At 67.8% G+C, this 15,689-nt stretch carries 17 protein-coding genes; 7 read left to right on the top strand and 10 right to left on the bottom strand.

The window, feature by feature from the left end:
- Window positions 1-4: 4 nt before the first annotated feature.
- The 4 genes from BFD71_RS13740 to BFD71_RS13725 all read left to right on the top strand — a co-directional run bounded on the left by BFD71_RS13740 (window position 5) and on the right by BFD71_RS13725 (window position 4,365).
- Window positions 5-1,018 (top strand): DNA-3-methyladenine glycosylase family protein, encoded by a 1,014-nt coding sequence (locus tag BFD71_RS13740; RefSeq protein ID WP_069264763.1) that lies wholly within the window; start codon window positions 5-7, stop codon window positions 1,016-1,018.
- 192 nt (window positions 1,019-1,210) lie between these two features.
- Window positions 1,211-2,833, top strand: a complete 1,623-nt coding sequence (gene gshA, locus BFD71_RS13735) for a glutamate--cysteine ligase (protein WP_069264530.1) — start codon at window positions 1,211-1,213, stop codon at window positions 2,831-2,833.
- 220 nt (window positions 2,834-3,053) lie between these two features.
- Window positions 3,054-3,536, top strand: a complete 483-nt coding sequence (locus BFD71_RS13730) for a hypothetical protein (RefSeq protein WP_069264528.1) — start codon at window positions 3,054-3,056, stop codon at window positions 3,534-3,536.
- A 121-nt stretch (window positions 3,537-3,657) separates the two neighbouring features.
- Window positions 3,658-4,365 (top strand): OmpA family protein, encoded by a 708-nt coding sequence (locus BFD71_RS13725; protein ID WP_069264526.1) that lies wholly within the window; start codon window positions 3,658-3,660, stop codon window positions 4,363-4,365.
- Window positions 4,366-4,427: 62 nt separating this feature from the next.
- Here BFD71_RS13725 and BFD71_RS13720 read toward each other — a convergent pair whose 3' ends face one another.
- Together BFD71_RS13720 and BFD71_RS13715 are read right to left on the bottom strand one after the other, a co-directional pair.
- Entirely contained in the window at window positions 4,428-5,984 is a 1,557-nt protein-coding gene (locus BFD71_RS13720; RefSeq protein ID WP_069264522.1) for a DHA2 family efflux MFS transporter permease subunit, read from the bottom strand.
- 150 nt (window positions 5,985-6,134) lie between these two features.
- Complete coding sequence (locus tag BFD71_RS13715; RefSeq protein ID WP_069264520.1) at window positions 6,135-6,659, bottom strand: MarR family winged helix-turn-helix transcriptional regulator; 525 nt, start codon at window positions 6,657-6,659, stop codon at window positions 6,135-6,137.
- 228 nt (window positions 6,660-6,887) lie between these two features.
- On the opposite strand from BFD71_RS13715, the gene BFD71_RS13710 reads away from it, so the two are divergent.
- Together BFD71_RS13710 and BFD71_RS13705 are read left to right on the top strand one after the other, a co-directional pair.
- Window positions 6,888-7,217, top strand: coding sequence for a hypothetical protein (locus BFD71_RS13710; protein WP_141710664.1), 330 nt, complete (start codon window positions 6,888-6,890; stop codon window positions 7,215-7,217).
- Between the two features lie 161 nt (window positions 7,218-7,378).
- Window positions 7,379-8,974, top strand: coding sequence for an efflux transporter outer membrane subunit (locus BFD71_RS13705; RefSeq protein WP_083245242.1), 1,596 nt, complete (start codon window positions 7,379-7,381; stop codon window positions 8,972-8,974).
- Between the two features lie 45 nt (window positions 8,975-9,019).
- On the opposite strand, the gene BFD71_RS13700 is transcribed toward BFD71_RS13705, so the two are convergent.
- Genes BFD71_RS13700 through gspG form a run of 8 tightly spaced genes read right to left on the bottom strand, consistent with a single transcriptional unit; the run spans window position 9,020 to window position 15,039 of the window.
- The gene (locus BFD71_RS13700) at window positions 9,020-9,799 is read right to left on the bottom strand and encodes a type II secretion system protein N (RefSeq protein ID WP_069264516.1); all 780 of its coding nucleotides are present in this window, start codon (window positions 9,797-9,799) and stop codon (window positions 9,020-9,022) included.
- Window positions 9,800-9,854: 55 nt separating this feature from the next.
- Window positions 9,855-10,358, bottom strand: coding sequence for a type II secretion system protein M (locus BFD71_RS13695; protein WP_069264760.1), 504 nt, complete (start codon window positions 10,356-10,358; stop codon window positions 9,855-9,857).
- Window positions 10,359-10,369: 11 nt separating this feature from the next.
- The gene (gspL, locus tag BFD71_RS13690; RefSeq protein WP_069264514.1) at window positions 10,370-11,755 is read right to left on the bottom strand and encodes a type II secretion system protein GspL; all 1,386 of its coding nucleotides are present in this window, start codon (window positions 11,753-11,755) and stop codon (window positions 10,370-10,372) included.
- Window positions 11,756-11,789: 34 nt separating this feature from the next.
- Window positions 11,790-12,920: a type II secretion system minor pseudopilin GspK gene (gene gspK / locus BFD71_RS13685; protein ID WP_083245241.1), complete on the bottom strand. Its 1,131-nt coding sequence runs from the start codon at window positions 12,918-12,920 to the stop codon at window positions 11,790-11,792.
- Window positions 12,917-13,600, bottom strand: a complete 684-nt coding sequence (locus BFD71_RS13680; RefSeq protein WP_069264512.1) for a PulJ/GspJ family protein — start codon at window positions 13,598-13,600, stop codon at window positions 12,917-12,919. Before BFD71_RS13680 ends, gspK begins: the two co-directional genes overlap by 4 nt.
- A complete protein-coding gene (gene gspI, locus BFD71_RS13675) occupies window positions 13,578-14,006 on the bottom strand; it encodes a type II secretion system minor pseudopilin GspI (RefSeq protein WP_069264756.1) in 429 nt (142 codons plus the stop codon). Before gspI ends, BFD71_RS13680 begins: the two co-directional genes overlap by 23 nt.
- Before the next feature lie 13 nt (window positions 14,007-14,019).
- Complete coding sequence (locus BFD71_RS13670; RefSeq protein ID WP_083245239.1) at window positions 14,020-14,553, bottom strand: GspH/FimT family pseudopilin; 534 nt, start codon at window positions 14,551-14,553, stop codon at window positions 14,020-14,022.
- Window positions 14,554-14,574: 21 nt separating this feature from the next.
- Window positions 14,575-15,039, bottom strand: coding sequence for a type II secretion system major pseudopilin GspG (gene gspG / locus BFD71_RS13665; RefSeq protein WP_069264508.1), 465 nt, complete (start codon window positions 15,037-15,039; stop codon window positions 14,575-14,577).
- 212 nt (window positions 15,040-15,251) lie between these two features.
- Between gspG and BFD71_RS13660 the strand changes: the two genes are divergently transcribed.
- The gene (locus tag BFD71_RS13660; protein WP_069264506.1) at window positions 15,252-15,665 is read left to right on the top strand and encodes a general secretion pathway protein GspC; all 414 of its coding nucleotides are present in this window, start codon (window positions 15,252-15,254) and stop codon (window positions 15,663-15,665) included.
- Window positions 15,666-15,689: the final 24 nt, after the last annotated feature.

Here is a 15,689-nt window from a genome sequence, read left to right as displayed (position 1 = left end):
CGCCATCGCCTCGCAAACCGAAGCACAAACCAGCGCGCCGACGCACAGCGCCACACTCGAGCTGCCGTTTCGCGCGCCCTACGACTGGCCCCGCGTGCTGCGCTTCTTCAGCGGGCGCGCCACACCGGGCGTCGAAGCGGTGGAGGACGGCGCGTGGCTGCGCGCGATCGATTTCAATGGCGCGAGCGGCACGCTCGCCGTGCGCCGTCACGCGCGCAAGCATTGCCTCGTCGTGCAGATCGACGGACCCGTGAGCGCGCATGCGGCGGCGCTCGCCGCGCCGCTCTCGCGCATGTTCGACCTGCAGGCCGATCCCGCCGCCGTCGCCGCGCATCTGCGCAGCGACCCGTGGCTCGCGCCGCTCGTCGCAGCCGTGCCGGGGCTGCGCGTACCGGGCGCGTGGTCTGGCTTCGAGCTCGTGGTGCGCGCGATCGTCGGCCAGCAGGTCAGCGTGAAAGCGGCGACGACGATCATCGGGCGCCTCGTCGAACGCGTGGGCAAGCGCATCGACGACCATGCCCACGCGCGCACTGCGTGGCGCTTTCCCACGCCCGCCGCGCTCGCCGCCGCCGATCTCGCGGGCATCGGCATGCCGGGCAAGCGCGTCGCCGCGCTGCAGGGCTTCGCGCAGGCCGTGGCGAGCGGCGCGGTGATCATCGAACGCGACTACGCGCAGAACGATCAGGAGAAGCCGCGCGGCACGCGTCAAAACAGACAAATCGACGCGATCGCACCGGAACCCGCCGATCTCGACACCATGCGCGCGGGACTGCTCGCGTTGCCCGGCATCGGACCGTGGACCGTGGAATACGTCGCGATGCGCGCGTGGCGCGATGCGAACGCGTGGCCCGCGACCGATCTCGTGCTGATGCAGGCCATCGCGGCGCGTGACCCGGCGCTCGTGCGCGCGACCCAACAGCGCGCCCGCACTGACACGTGGAGCCCCTGGCGCGCATACGCGGCCATGCATTTGTGGAACGAAATCGCCGATCGCGCGGGCGCGGCGCGCGGCGGCTAGGGCAGCGCCGGAAAGGCGCGCCCTCACCGAGAGAAGCGCGCGCAAACTGGCCAAAACCCCGCCCGAGGCAGGCCCAAGCAGGTCTTTCGGCGAGATGTTAAAGTAGCCCGCTACCGAAAAGAATCCCGGCCGGCGAGTCTTAGCAGCACTGCGCGCAGCACGGCGCCGCCGGCCCGAGCCCGACTTGCCTCAATGTCAGACACGACCTCTACACGCACGAACGACGTTCTCGCACAGCGCCTTTCCGTGCTGGGCGACGGGCCACATCGCGGCGCGCTCACGCGCGGTCTGCGCGGCATCGAGAAGGAGAGCCTGCGCGTGACGCGCGACGGCCGTCTCGCCATGACGCCGCACGCGGCAGCGCTCGGTTCGGCGCTCACGCATCCGTCGCTGACCACCGACTATTCGGAAGCGCTGATCGAGATCATCACGCCTGCCGAGCCCGATGCCTCGATCACGCTTGCGCAACTCGACGAGCTGCACCGCTACGTCTATGCGGTACTCGCGCGTGACGGCGAGATGCTCTGGAACGAATCGATGCCGGGCCTCCTGCCCGACGCCGACGACGGCATCCCCATCGCGCGCTATGGCAACTCGAATATCGGCCGCCTCAAGTACGTGTACCGCATGGGCCTCGCGCTGCGCTACGGCCGCACGATGCAGTGCATTGCCGGCATCCACTACAACTACTCGCTGAGCGAAGAGGTGTGGCGCGTGCTGCATGCGCATCATCAGTCCACGGCCTCGCTCACCGACTATCAATCGGAGCGCTACCTCGCGCTGATCCGCAATTTCCGCCGCACGAACTGGCTGCTCATGTACCTGTTCGGCGCCTCGCCCGCGCTCGACGCGCGCTTCCTGCGCGGCCGCGAGCACAAGCTCGAAACATTCGACGCCGACACGCTCTATCTACCGTATGCGACGAGCCTGCGCATGAGCGATCTCGGCTACTCGAACACGACGGGCCAGTCCGCCTTGCGCGCCGACTACGACACGCTGGCAGGCTATCTCGACGCGCTCGCGCAGGCCGTGAGCCAGCCGTATCCGCCCTACGAGGCGATCGGCACGCATCGCGACGGCGAGTGGGTGCAGATCAACACGAACGTGCTGCAGATCGAGAACGAGTTCTACTCAACGATCCGCCCCAAGCGCGTGACGCATCCGGGCGAGCGGCCTCTGCATGCCCTTGCCGCGCGCGGCGTGCAGTACGTCGAGGTGCGCTGCATGGACATCGACCCGTTCGAGCCAACCGGCATTTCGCTCGAGACCGCACGGTTTCTCGACGCCTACCTGCTCGCCTGCGCGCTCGATGAAAGCCCTTTCCTGCCTGCCGACGCCTATGCCGAATCGAATGAAAACTTTGGCCTGGTGACGAAGGAAGGGCGCCGCCCGGGTCTCGCGCTCAAGCGCGACGGCAAGGACGTGCCGATGCACGAGTGGGCCGAAGCGCTGTTCGAGAAGATCGGCCACGCAGCCGCCGTACTCGACGCGGCGCACGGCAGCGACGAACACACGCGATCGCTCGCGACACAGCGCGCGAAGCTGGCCGACCCGTCGCTCACGCCATCGGCGCGCGTGCTGCAAACCATGCGCGATAACAAGCAGTCCTTCCTGCAATTTGCACGCGCACAAAGCGAGCACCACGCAGCGCAATTCCTCGCGCGTCCGCTCGACGCCGAGGCCACGGCGGAGTTCGAAACGCTCGCGCGCGAGTCACTCGCGGAGCAGGCGCAACTCGAGCGCGACGAAGTCGGCTCGTTCGACGCGTTCGTCGCCGCCTATCGCGCGTATACGCTCAATCGCTTCAGCGTCTGAGCCGCCGCCGGTGCGCCGCTACGGCGCGCACCCATTCCATCGATGTTTGTCCCGGGCACCGCATTTGCTCGCAACACCTGCGTGCAGATGCGGTCCAACCAGGGTAGGCGCCGCGTTACCGAAGCGCGCGGATGACGGGCGCGCCGGACGAACGAAGCTGAAAACACCAAAAATGCACGGGCCGCGCGCAATGCGGCTCACTCTGGGAGGAATCCACGCGATGAAACGAATTCTTGCGATCCTGCTGTGCGCGACGGCTGCGGCCTGCGCGTCGCGCGGGCAGGTCAATCCCGACGTCATGCAGATCGCGACCGCACCGCTCACCTGTTCGGACAAGACGGAATGCGATCTCTGGTGGCAACGCGCCCAGGACTGGGTGCGCAGTCATTCGAAGTACGAAGTGCAGACCGTGACCGACACGCTGATCCAGACGTCGGGCCCGGGCGGCGGCCGGCGTCTGCTCGCCTATGAAATCACGAAGCAGGCCAACGCCGACGGCACGGCCACGATCGGCTTCGCCGCGCATTGCGACAGTTCGCTCGGCTGCAAGCCCAACCCGTGGTCGGCAGGCGCGGCGTTCAAGCAGTACGTGCGAACCGGCGTCGATGCGCCGATTCCCGGCGATACGACCACAGGCGCAGGTGGCGACACCGCCGGCGTGAGCGGCGCAGCCGTGGCGGAGCCGGCTTCGAGCGCGCATTGATCGGCGCATGGCCGATTTGGGCATTGTCTGATTGAGGGAGGGGTTGAGGAACCCGTATCTTGGGCTGGTTTCGGCCCGTGTGGTCTGGGCCGTTCATCCTCAACCACCACTCGAATCGACAATGAAACTGCGCTTTCTGTCTGCCAGTGCCGCGGCTGCCGTCATCGCCGCCGCCGCTGGCTGCACTACCGCCTCAGGCCCTACCCACAATCTCGACATCGTCACGCTCGCTAACGGCTCGCAAGCGTATCGCGTGCAATGTCTCGGCCTGTTCGAAAGCTCCAAAACCTGTATGGCCAGGATGAACGAGACCTGCGGCAGCAAGACGCCGCTACGCGTCTCGTCGGTGGATCGCGCCGTTGCCGGCTTCAAACCGGAAGACGACCCGCGTGAAATCACGTTCATCTGCCAGCCGCCGCAGTCGCCGGCACCGGCGCCGGCGCCGATCGGCGAGACGCCGCCCCAGGTTCAGCCGCGCACGATCACGCTGAACGCCGACGCCAACTTCGCGTTCGACAAGGCCGATCTGCTGCCCGACGGCAAGCGCAGGCTCGACCGGTTCGTCACGGAAAGCAACGATGTGAACATCGGTACGGTCGTGATCGACGGCCACACCGACTCGGTCGGCTCGAAGGCCTATAACGATCGCCTCTCGGTGCGCCGCGCCGAGTCCGTTCGCCGCTATCTCCAGTCGCGTGGCCTCCACGCCGGCCAGTACGAAGTGCACGGTTATGCCTTCTCGAGGCCGCTTGCGTCGAATGCCACAGCTGAAGGCCGCGCGAAGAACCGTCGCGTCGAGATCCAGACGAGCGGCATCACACAGCGCTAGCAACGCAGCGCATCGCGCACCCGGTCGCCCGCGGCTCACGCGGGCGGCCTTTCGCGGGACCGTCAATGACCCATTGCCGGTCCCGCGCCTTTTTTCGGCTTCGTCACCCACACCAGCAGAGCCAGCACGACAAACATCGCGCAGGAAATGCGGAAGAAGTCGTTGGTGGCCATCATGTAGCCTTGCGTCGTCACGACGTCGTTGAGCTGGGCGGTCAGGCTTTGCCCCGCGAAACCGAGGTTCGCGAGCGCGTCCTTGTAGGCGACGGTGTTCGGCGAAGACTGGGTCACCGATTCCGACAGCACGGCATGGTGATAGATGGCGGCGTCTTCCCAGAACGTCGTACTCGCCGCCGTGCCGATCGCGCCCGAGAGCGTGCGCAGAAAATTCGAGAGGCCCGCGGCGCTCGCGAGCCGCTCGTCGGGAATGCTGGAGAGCGTGATGGTCGTCATCGGCACGAAGAAGCACGCCACGCCGATGCCCTGTACGAGGCGCGGCAGGATCACGTGGTCGAACGGCACGTCGAGTGTGAACGTCGAGTTCCAGAGCGAGACGAGCGCGAACACGATAAAGGCAAAGCTCGCGACCATGCGCAGATCGAGCCGGTGCATGTTGCGTCCGATGAGCGGCGAGAGCACGAGCGCGAGCAGGCCCACCGGCGCGGTGGCCAGACCCGCGAGGCCCGCCGTGTAGCCCATGACAGTCTGCAGCCAGAGCGGGAAGATCACCACCGAACCGAAGAAAGCCATGAAGCCGAACGAGATGATCATCGCGCCGAGCGCGAAATTGCGGTCGCGAAAGAGCGAGAGATCGACCACGGGCTCCTTTTCCGTCGCCTCCCACACGAGCATGAACGCGAGCGCGACCACCGCGATGATGGCGAGCGTGACGATGAACGTCGAGTTGAACCAGTCACGGTCCTTGCCGAGGTCGAGCACCATCTGCAGGCACGACACGCCGATCACGAGGAGCGCGAGGCCCACGGCGTCGATGCGCTGCTTCGTCGTTTTCGTCTCGCGGCCGCGCAGCAGCAGGTACGCGCAGATGCCCGAGAAGAGGCCGATCGGCACGTTGATATAGAAGATCCACGGCCACGTGTAATTGTCGGTGATCCAGCCGCCCATCACCGGTCCGAAGATGGGTGCGACGATCACGGTCATCGCCCAGAGGCCGAGCGCGAGGCCGCGTTTGGCGGGCGGGTAGGAGCGCATGAGGATGGTCTGCGAAAGCGGGACCATCGGCCCGGAAACGAGCCCTTGCACGAGACGGAATGCGATGAGCGTCTCGAAGTTCGTGGCGAAGCCGCAGGCGGCCGAGGCCAGCGTGAACAGCAGCACGGAGAGCGTGAAGAGGCGCACTTCGCCCACGCGGCGCGCGAGCCATCCGGTGAGCGGCACGGCGATCGCCGAGGCGACCGAGTACGACGAGATGACCCACGTGCCTTCGCTGTTGGCGACTCCCAGGTTGCCCGAGATGGTCGGTACCGCTACGTTGGCGATCGAGGTGTCGAGCACCTCCATGAAGGTCCCGAGCGCGAGCCCGACTGTGAGGAGCGCGAGCGTGCCGCCGGAAAACGGTGCGGGTTCGGCCTGCGCGGGCACCGCGGTAGAAGCTGCCATGTTCCGTGTCCTTGGTGAGTCGGCCGTTGCTGCCGCTCCACGGGAGCAGCGCACGCCAGCTTGTTATTGCGTGTCTGTGCATTTTCTGCCCAGACAGTGATTGGATCAAACTACGCCAGGTGTTGCGCTACCGCGCACCGTGCGCCGTTGCTAGCCGCCGTCTTCCTGCGCCGGCGCTTCTGGGCCCTTGCCTGCCCCGATCATCGATCCGCACAGCGGTGTGGTCGAGCCGTCATTGGCGATGAAGCGTTGCAGCAAATGAATCAGCGTCGCGACTTCTTCGGGCGAGAAGCCGCGTAACTGCTCGGACATCTCCGCGGCAATCAGGTCGGGCAATTGCTGCGCCGCCGCGCGCCCCTGGTCCGTCAATGCGAGTTCCACGACCCGGCGGTCCGCCTGGCTGCGCTGCCGCTCGAGAAAACCCTTTTTCTCCAGCCGGTCGAGCATGCGCGTCATGGAGCCGGTGTCGTACGAGAGCGCGCGTGACATCTCGTTGGGCGTGCTCGCGCGCTCGAACCACAATAAAAGGATCACACCAATTTGCGAGGATGTGAGTCCAAGCGGCGCGACCGCACGGTCGATACGCCCGGCCAGCACGTTGCGCGCGGTAGAGAGGAAATAGCCGAGACTTGGCTCGACGCCCAGACTCGCCGGGACGAAAGGACCGTCGCTCATGGCAGTTCGCTTTCCAGCATCTCAAAAAACGAGCGGATTATAACGGGTTACTTCGCTGCTCAGGCAGATAAATCAGCTAGCAGGTCGCGGCCACCTCTGTCGCCGCGATCGGCGCATAAAAACAACAGTCGTATTGATGCGCTGCAAAGTATGTTGTGATTTGATTGCATAGTCAATATTATGACAGGCAACCAGTTTCGTTCTTCTACGTCCACCCGTTTCCGCATCATGCTTTTTCTCATCAACGCGCTTGGCGGCCTTGGCCGCTCCGTCACCGACACCGCCCGCCTCGCTTTCGCGAAGGCCGGTGAGTCGTCGCGCTGGCGCAAGCTCGCGTTGTATGCGGCCATGTTCGCGCTGCCGGGCGGCTCGATCGCGGTGGTGGCCGTGGTGTGGGCTCAGCGCCGGCGCGCGCAGCCCGAACCCGCCGCCGCAAGCGCTGTCATGGCGGCCACGCCCGCCGCCGCAACCGCAGCAATACCGGCAGCGGATGCACCCGCGTGCGGTGGCGGCCAGCTCGCCTGCCGCGCACCGCAGCGCCGCCGTAACGACGCGTAACCTGTGCGTCTCACGCCGTAACACCCGCGAACCCTTCCAACGCGTAAGCTTTCGGATTCCGTGCAGTGACTAGCGTGTGCGCTACCATTGCCGCAACGCGACAACCCCGTGCGCGACCGGCCGCCCGAGCGCGCGCCGGTTGCATCGACAGGAATCCTTGCATGCCTTGCCGTTTCGTCCGCTCCGGCGCGACCACTGGACCCGCCGGGTCTGTGGCGCGCCGCGCGCCCAAGCCGCTTTCCATCCTGACGCTGTGCGCGGCCGCCGCGCTCACCTTCCAGTTGACCGGCTGCGCCGTCGGCCCCGACTATCACCGGCCCAGCGCTGCCGTGCCCGCTTCGTTCAAGGAAGCGCCCGAGGGCTGGAAGGTCGCGCAACCCGCCGATACCACCGACCGCGGCGCCTGGTGGCTGATCTACGACGACGCGCAGCTCAATGCGCTGATGGACCAGCTCAACACCAGCAACCAGACGGTCGCGCAATCTGCCGCCGCCTACCGCCAGGCGCGTGCGCTCGTGGGCGAGGCGCGGGCGGCGTACTTCCCCGTGATCAGCGGCTCGTTCGCCGGCACGCGCTCGTACACGCCCACGCGCGCGGCCAACTCTAGCGGCGGATTGTCGAGCGGCAGCATCAACAACAACGTCAACCTCGGGCTCGACGCCACCTGGGAACCCGATCTCTGGGGCAAGGTGAGCCGTACGGTCAGCTCGCAGGAGGCGAGCCAGCAGGGCGCCGCCGCCGATCTCGCGAACGCGCGCCTGTCGGCCCAGGCCACGCTCGCGCAAACCTACTTCACGTTACGCTCGCTCGACGCGCAGCAGAAGCTGCTCGACGATACGGTCGTCGCGTACCAGAAGTCGCTGCAGCTCACGCAGAATCAGTACGCCCAGGGCGTGGCGGGCCGCGCCGACGTGATCCAGGCGCAAACCCAGCTGCAATCTGCGCAGGCTTCTGCGATCGACAACGGTGTGGCGCGCGCCCAGGACGAGCATGCGATCGCCGTGCTGGTCGGCCAGCCGGCCTCCACGTTCTCGATCCCGCCGTCGCCGCTCGCCGCCACGCCGCCCACGGTACCGCTCGCCATGCCTTCGGCGCTGCTCGAGCGCCGGCCCGACATCGCCTCGGCCGAGCGCAAGGCGGCCTCCGCCAACGAGCAGATCGGCGTCGCCATCGCGGCGTACTTCCCTACGCTCACGCTGTCCGCGAGCGGCGGCTTCGAAAGCTCGGTGATGTCGCAGCTGCTGCAGCTGCCTTCGCGCTTCTGGACGCTCGGGCCGTCGCTTGCCGGCACGATCTTCGACGCCGGGCTGCGCAAGGCCCAGACCGAGGCCGCGCGCGCCGCCTACGACCAGCAGGTGGCCGCGTACCGGCAAACCGTGCTGGCCGCGTTCCAGGACGTGGAGGACAACCTCGCTTCGCAGCGCATCCTCGGGCAAGAGGTCGGCGTGCAGCAGCAGGCGGTGGAGTCGGCGCAGCATGCGCTCGCGATCGTGACGAACGAGTACAAGGCGGGCACGACCGATTTCCAGAACGTGCTTTCCGCGCAGGCCACGGCCTTTACCGCGCAGCAGAAGCTCGTGAGCATCGGCGGGCAGCGCATGGTGTCGTCGGTGGGGCTCGTGAAGGCGCTGGGCGGCGGCTGGGATGCCTCGCAGATGGATCGCGAGACCGGCAGCGTCGCCGCTCCGGCAGTGGTTTCGGCCGCTTCGGCCCCAGCGGCAGCGACGACGGCTACGGCGGCCGCCCAGCCGCAGTAAGGCGTATGCACCCGCGCAGGCGGGCGCACGCTCAGACCACGAACCTCAGCGCATGAACGTCAGCGCGACGGTGCCCGGCCCGACCGGCCGGCCCAGCAGATTCAGCAGGCCCGCCAGGTTGTCGCGCTGATCCGGCGCCGCGCTCGCGGTGCCCTGAAACGATGCCGAAGCCCGCGAGAACGAGCCGCGCCCCTCGAGCATCAGCGGTCCTTTTTGCGTCGAGAGCTCGAGCGTCGACGTCGCCCCTTGCGCCTGCAGCACCACCTGATACGTGCCGAGCGGCTTCACGAGCGAAACGCGCGAGCTCATGTCGGCGAGCGAGACGGTCAGTCGTCCGAATGCATCCGTGCCGAACACGCGCCACGGTGTCCACGCGAGCCGCACCTTGCCGTCCAGATCGAGCGTGTTGAAGGGCGCGCCGAGACCGGCGAGCAGCGACGCGGGCACGGCGATCGTGCCCGCGCTCACGTTCGCGCCGCGCAACGACGCATCCACCGTGACCGGGTCGGGCATCGCCTCGGTCTGCAGCATGTCCATGCGTACGCGTGCGACGAACAGCGGCCAGAACGCCGTACGCCAGACGATGCGCCCCGGCAGCAGCGTTGCGCCGCGTGCGTCCTGGCCCGCAGCGAGCATCAGCGTGGCGGAGCCGTGCCAGAGCGAGCCTTCCGGGTCGATCAGGTTCACGTGCCCCTGAGTCGCGCGCGCGAACTGCGGTGCGATCCAGGCCGCGGGCAAGCGGGCGAGCAGCACGACAGCGCTCGACAGCAGGCCCACGATCAGCCAGGGCAACGCGGCGCGCAGGCGCCGCATCCAGTAACTCATTGCGCATTTCTCCGGCGATTCTCATTGCGCGCTTTTCGATGCGCGCTTTTTCTTCTTAGTGCGTATTCGCCGGTTGCAGCGAGGCCGTCAAGTCGACCTGGCCGTCGGCCTTCAGCGCGGTGATGTGCGCCTCGACCACCTGCACCTTGAACTGCTTGCGCACGTCGTCGAGCCACGCGGTCCACGCCGGAAACGACACGTTCTTCATCTGCACCTGCACTGTCGTGCCGATCAGCTGAATCTGCGCGCCCGTGAGCGAGTGATCGGCGAGCGAGGCGGTGACCGCGTCCTTGAGCGCCTGGCCGCCCGGCGCCACGCTGGCCGCCGCGCCAGCCAGCGAGCGCGCCTCGTCGGCCTCGGCCGTCATCTGCGCGAGTTCACGCTGCATGCCGGGCAGGCTCTGACGCAGGCGCGCGCGGCCGTCGGCGGCGGGCTGCCACAGCACCGACCAGCCGATCGCCAGCGCAAGCAGCGCGCCACCCCACGTAAGCAGCGTCTTTTCGCGCGTCGTGCGCGCCTCCCAGAAGTTCGTCCAGGCCTCGGCCCACGCGCCGCTCATAGTCGTTGTCTTCACGATGCGCTCCTGATGGTCCATTTGCCCGTGCTGGCATCCACCGTGCCCGCCAGGCCGTTGCCCGCGAGGCGTTTCGCGAGATCGGCGTCGACGTTGACGCCTGGCTTGAAGGTCACGTCCAGACGCCGGTCGTGATAGTCGAGGGCCGCGATGCCGTTCGCGGGCACCGGACCGAGCGAGCGCGCGAGCCCGTCGGAGAGCGCGAGGAAGTCGTCGGGCGAGGGCTCGCCCGCGGCCAGGCGCAACTGCTGCAACTGGCGCGCCATCTGCCCGGCGGGATCGAGCACGACGGTCGTCTTCGGGAACGCGTTGAGGAGCAGCTCGGTCATCTGCGCGCTGATCGCGTCGCGCTGGCGCGCCATCATGAGCCACTGGATATTCGCGCCGACGACCGCCACGACGAGCGACGCCGCCACGAGCACGATCGGCACGCGCAGACGGCGCAGCGTCGCGCGGTCGAGCCGCCACGGCTGCGAGGCGAACTCGAACTGGCAGAGGTCGAAGCGGCAGGCGAGCGCGCGGCGCGCGAGCGCCTCGAACGTGAGCGGCTGCGCGCCCGGCAATGCGGCTGCCAGCGACGCACGTGCGGCGGCGCTCACGGGCTCGCCCGGCAAATTGGTGAGGACGTAACCCGAAACCGGCGCGCCGCCGGCGAGCGCCGTGACGGTAGCGGCCACGCTCGCGGCAGGCACCGCGAAGCCCTCGGCGAGCGCGCCGCGCACGATCGCGAGTTCGAGCGCCGCTTGCGCCGTGGCTGCCGCCGGCTCGGGCGCGACGCCGGGCAGCAGCATGGGTGCAGTCGCGACGACATGGCCTAGCACGCATGCGGTCACGGGTTCGGGCGCGGGAGGCGCGGGAGGCGCGGCGCCGGGCGCTGCCCCCGGCTCGGCGGGCTCGGCCGGTTCAGTCACCTGAACCTCCTGAACCGCTTCCACCGCCTGCGCGGCCGGCAGGCAGCGCGCCACCGGCACGGCGCGCAGATTGCGGTGCCCCGCGGCGGTGAAGCCTTCCAGCAGAAAGCGGAACCAGCCGCGATCGATGGCCGCCACCACCTGGCGGCCGTCGGCCAGGCGCTTGGGATCGAGCGCCAGATGGCAGGTCTGCGCATCCTGGATCAGATGATCCTCGACCACGTTCGGCAGCGCCTGACGCAACCGCGGCCCCTTGAGCGGCGGCACGGTGGCGGCGAGCGTGAGCAGGTCGCGCGCGGCGATCATCAGGATGGTGGCCGAGGCCTTCGGCAGCAGCCCGAGCGCCGAACGGCCCGCGCGTTGCGTGTTGCCCGTCTTGTCGAGCAGCACGAACGGCAGTTCCGGCAGCTGCCATTCCTGCGAGTGGACCGCCGGGTCGCGGGGCGGCATGAGGACGATCAGCGTGCTCAAACGCACCTCTTTTCGATGTTGGTCGGGGACGGATTCATGGTTCGTCGCGAACGCGCACGATGCGCGTCGTATGAGTGAGCGGGTCGCGCCAGACTAGCGTCGTGCGGTCCACCTCGGCGCGCTCGTGCTGCACGCGCCCATGGACGAGAAAATAACTCGTGTTGACGTCGATCTGCGTCGTGTCGATCGAGGCCTGCTTCACGCCTACGCCTTCGAGCGCGAGTTGCACGTCGCTCACGTTGCGGAAAAACACGCTCTGGCGACGCGCGACGAGGGCCTGTGCGTTCGACAGGCTCATGCCCGTTACGACGGAGGCGATCACCTCGGCGCTCGCCGTGTTCATGTTCACGGGCGTCACGGTGGGCAGGATCGTCACGAACGGGCGCAGCCGCGCAACGGCGTCGGGCGTGAAGCCGGGCACGTCGAGCAACGAATCGACACTCGTCATCAGGAGCGGCGCGACGCCGCTGTTGCTGTCGCTGTCCGAGAGGCCGGGGTTGTCGGTATAGTTGCCGCCGCCAGTCGAGCCGCCGCCGGCGAGCACCTCGGTTTGCGAGGTGCCGCTCGTCGTGGCGGTTTGCGTCTGGAAGCGCGTTGCGGAGTAGGAGAGGCCCGAGCGCAGGTACACCGCGGTGTTCTTGGCGAGTTGCTGGTCGATGCCGAGAATCTGCAGCAGGCGCGCGAACGCTTCGATTTCGGTCAGGTTCAGCTGCAGCGAGCCCGGCGCGTTGGACGCCACGAGATCGCGCAGATTGAAGCGCGACTGAGCGTCTTCGATCGAGCCCGAGAGCCAGGTGTCCGTGCCCTGTTGCGCGCGCGCCTCGCCGATCTGGCCGAGAAAGTCGGACAGGCGCGTCCTCGCGAGCGGCACGCCCCACGCGCCGCCCAGATACGTGATGCCCGCCGACGTATCCGCTTCGGAGCGCAGCACGAGGCGCGTCCAGTCGAGCGAGGCGCGCGCGATCCACTGCGCCTGCGCGAGCAGACGCTGATTCTCGATGCGGCGCAATTGCACCTGCTGGCGCCACAACATGCCCGCGACGAGGATCGCCGACAGCGCCACGACGAGCAGCGCGCTGATGATGGCCGCGCCGCGCCGTGCGCGCGTAGAGCGGCCGAATCGTCCGGTTCGCCGAGTGGAGGTTCGTTGTGTACGCAACGTCATTCCCCCACCATGAATACGCGGGTCACCGGCCGCTCGAGCGAATGCGAACCCACGCTCACCTGCACGCCCGTCACCGCGCGCGGCAACGGGGCGTTGCCGAGCTGCGGCACCTTGAGATCGTTGTTGTAGCCGCTCACCTGCGAGCGCACGTCCTGCATGTTCGCCGTCCAGCCTGTCTTCGGCACGTACAGGCGCGCGTTGATGACGTCCACGCCGCTCATCATCGGCAAGGCGCCCCAGTTGTCGCCTTCGCCGCCGCGCAGCGCGCGCCGCAGCTCGCCGAGATTGGCAAGCGGGGGCGACGCATAGCGCACCACCTGGCCGCCCGACACGCGGTAACGCACCACTTGCATTCGCGGCGCGGCGCCCGGCGGCACCGCGAACGCGCGCACGACCTGCAGCGCGCCGCCGTCGAGCGAGATCGCGACGCCGCCCGCTTCGTCATCGGAGGTCGCTGCGCGCAAGTCGATGCGCATCTGGTCGAACATCTGCGCGAACACGCGTTCCTCAGCCATCGAGCGCGTGATGGTTTCGCGCCCGCGCACGATTTCGTCGAGGCCGCGCCACGAGAGGATCGCGACCACGGCCATGATGGCGATCGCCACGAGCAGCTCGATCAGCGTGAAGCCGCGCGCTGGCGCGGCGACGCGCGCGCGGTCACAACGAGCGGTTCGTCTCATTGGCGAGCACCGTGACGAGTTGCGCGAGATTGCCGGAACGGCCGGGCGTCGTCACCGACACCTCCACGCGCCGGAAGATGGGGTTGGGCGTCGTCGCGACCTGCTGCGTGCAGGTCAGCCGCAGATTGCCCTGCGAGCAGTCGAAGCTGCTCTCGCCAAGGTCCGGCCACGCGTGCGCGAGACGCAGCTGCGCAAGCGTGTTGTCCGCACTCCAGCCCGCGAGCAGGCGGTCGTGCAGATCAGCCTCGCTCGCGGCGAGACTGCCGACAGCGCGCAACGACGCGGCCAGCGCAATCGCGATGATTGCGAGCGCAACCAATACCTCGATCATCGTGAAACCGCGCTCGCGCAGCGGGCGAGCCGGACGATTCACGCGGGCACCGTGGCCGCGCTTTCCCCCACGCATCGAGAGCCGCATCTCAGCGCACCTCGAAGCGGCCAGTGCCGGTGCCGACGATCGTCGCCTGGCCGGCTGCCGAGAAGAGCGTGACCTGCACCGGCACGTCCACGGCTTCCGTGCCGAAAATGAGCCGGTTGGCCTGCGTGTCGTCGCTGCCGGGGTAGGTGATCGCCACGCCGGTCACGCCGCCTTCCCAGTTGCGCGGGCCGAGCAGATCGTCGCGCAGCGGACGCCAGCCGTCCTCGGTATGGACATCGAAGCGAAACCCGCCCGCGAGCGGCTGCCATGCAATGGGCCGGGCACGCACCTGTGCCTCGTCGCCGGCCGATTCGAACAGGAGCGCGAGTCGCTGCGCTTCTTCGTTCAGGTCGGTGCGCGGATTGCGCGTGAGCGTGAGCGAAGCGAGCGAGATGAGAATCCCCGCGATCAGCAGCACCACGAGCATTTCGAGCAGCGTGAAGCCCGCCGCGCGCGAACGCATGCCCGCGCGCGAATTGCGCGCGGTGCGTGTCGATCGGCGGTCCCGGCAAGGGACGAGGCGGCTCGGTTGCATGGATGCGGCGTGGCGGACGACTTACTGCCAGGACCCGACGTCGGCGTCGTTGCCCTCGCCGCCGGGTTTGCCATCGGCGCCGTAGCTGAATACGTCGATCTCGCCGTGCACGCCCGGGTTCAGGTATTGGTACGCGTTGCCCCACGGGTCGTTGGGCAGACGCTCCAGATAGCCGCCGTCCTTCCAGTTGTTCGGCACGGGCTCGGTGGTCGGCTTTTGCACCAGCGCCTGCAGCCCCTGGTCCTGGGTCGGATAGCGGCCGTTGTCGAGGCGATAGAGCTTCATCGCCTGCATGATCGTGCCGATGTCCTGGCGCGCGGCGACGCGGCGCGCTTCATCGGGGCGGCTCATGATCTTCGGCACGATCAACGCGGCCAGAATGCCGAGAATCGCGATCACGACCATGATTTCGATGAGCGTGAAGCCGCGTTGGCGGCGCGCGCGCGTGACTTCGATTTCGGCACGGCGTTTGGCCCACATGGACATGAGTTCTTTCCTCCCTCGCTAGATATGGTTGCGGTGCACGCCTGTGCGCCGCGCTTCGTCCCGCCTGCGATCGGACCCGCCGCTTGTATCGGGCCGTGTCCTCGCACGCATGACGGGTCATTGTAATGTCACACGATGACGCCTTTCCGACGCCTTGCGGGCATGGCAAACGCGTACATCAAAAATTTCATAAACCTTCGTACAATGAGCGCATGAGCCCACTGCAAATCCGCCTTCTTTCCCTCGCCGCGTTTGCGGTGTTCTGCGCCACGGCCACGTGGTGGACGATCACCCTCGCCACGAACCGCGCGGCGCCGGTGCAGGCCGCCGCCGCCCGGGTGCCGGTTTCGCTCGATCAGGCCGGCACGCTGTTCGGCGGCAGACTCGAGCGCAACCCGGTGCAGGACATTCACCTGTTCGGCATCCTCTCGCTCGCGCAGGGCGCAGCGGCCATCGTCAGCGTGGGCGGCGAACCCCCGCGGGCCATTTCGCTCGGCGGCCCGCTCGACCAGAACTCCAAACTCTTCGAAGTGCGCCCCCGCTCGATCCTCATCGACCGCCACGGCGTGCACTCCGAAATCTTCCTGCCGCCCAACGCAGCCGGTCCCACCATCTACGTGCGCTGAGTTCGGCGCGCCTGCCTTCACGCG

This window comes from Paraburkholderia nodosa, from assembly GCF_001718195.1.
GTDB classification, from domain to species: Bacteria; Pseudomonadota; Gammaproteobacteria; order Burkholderiales; family Burkholderiaceae; genus Paraburkholderia; species Paraburkholderia nodosa_A.
This window is presented reverse-complemented; position numbering and strand designations above follow the sequence as displayed.

Coding starts and splice junctions, on each gene's coding strand:
- gshA (WP_069264530.1), top strand. CDS start 1,211: ATGTCAGACACGACCTCTACACGCACGAACGACGTTCTCGCACAGCGC.
- BFD71_RS13730 (WP_069264528.1), top strand. CDS start 3,054: ATGAAACGAATTCTTGCGATCCTGCTGTGCGCGACGGCTGCGGCCTGC.
- BFD71_RS13725 (WP_069264526.1), top strand. CDS start 3,658: ATGAAACTGCGCTTTCTGTCTGCCAGTGCCGCGGCTGCCGTCATCGCC.
- BFD71_RS13720 (WP_069264522.1), bottom strand. CDS start 5,984: ATGGCAGCTTCTACCGCGGTGCCCGCGCAGGCCGAACCCGCACCGTTT.
- BFD71_RS13715 (WP_069264520.1), bottom strand. CDS start 6,659: ATGAGCGACGGTCCTTTCGTCCCGGCGAGTCTGGGCGTCGAGCCAAGT.
- BFD71_RS13710 (WP_141710664.1), top strand. CDS start 6,888: ATGCTTTTTCTCATCAACGCGCTTGGCGGCCTTGGCCGCTCCGTCACC.
- BFD71_RS13705 (WP_083245242.1), top strand. CDS start 7,379: ATGCCTTGCCGTTTCGTCCGCTCCGGCGCGACCACTGGACCCGCCGGG.
- BFD71_RS13700 (WP_069264516.1), bottom strand. CDS start 9,799: ATGAGTTACTGGATGCGGCGCCTGCGCGCCGCGTTGCCCTGGCTGATC.
- BFD71_RS13695 (WP_069264760.1), bottom strand. CDS start 10,358: ATGAGCGGCGCGTGGGCCGAGGCCTGGACGAACTTCTGGGAGGCGCGC.
- gspK (WP_083245241.1), bottom strand. CDS start 12,920: ATGACGTTGCGTACACAACGAACCTCCACTCGGCGAACCGGACGATTC.
- BFD71_RS13680 (WP_069264512.1), bottom strand. CDS start 13,600: ATGAGACGAACCGCTCGTTGTGACCGCGCGCGCGTCGCCGCGCCAGCG.
- gspI (WP_069264756.1), bottom strand. CDS start 14,006: ATGCGTGGGGGAAAGCGCGGCCACGGTGCCCGCGTGAATCGTCCGGCT.
- BFD71_RS13670 (WP_083245239.1), bottom strand. CDS start 14,553: ATGCAACCGAGCCGCCTCGTCCCTTGCCGGGACCGCCGATCGACACGC.
- gspG (WP_069264508.1), bottom strand. CDS start 15,039: ATGTCCATGTGGGCCAAACGCCGTGCCGAAATCGAAGTCACGCGCGCG.
- BFD71_RS13660 (WP_069264506.1), top strand. CDS start 15,252: ATGAGCCCACTGCAAATCCGCCTTCTTTCCCTCGCCGCGTTTGCGGTG.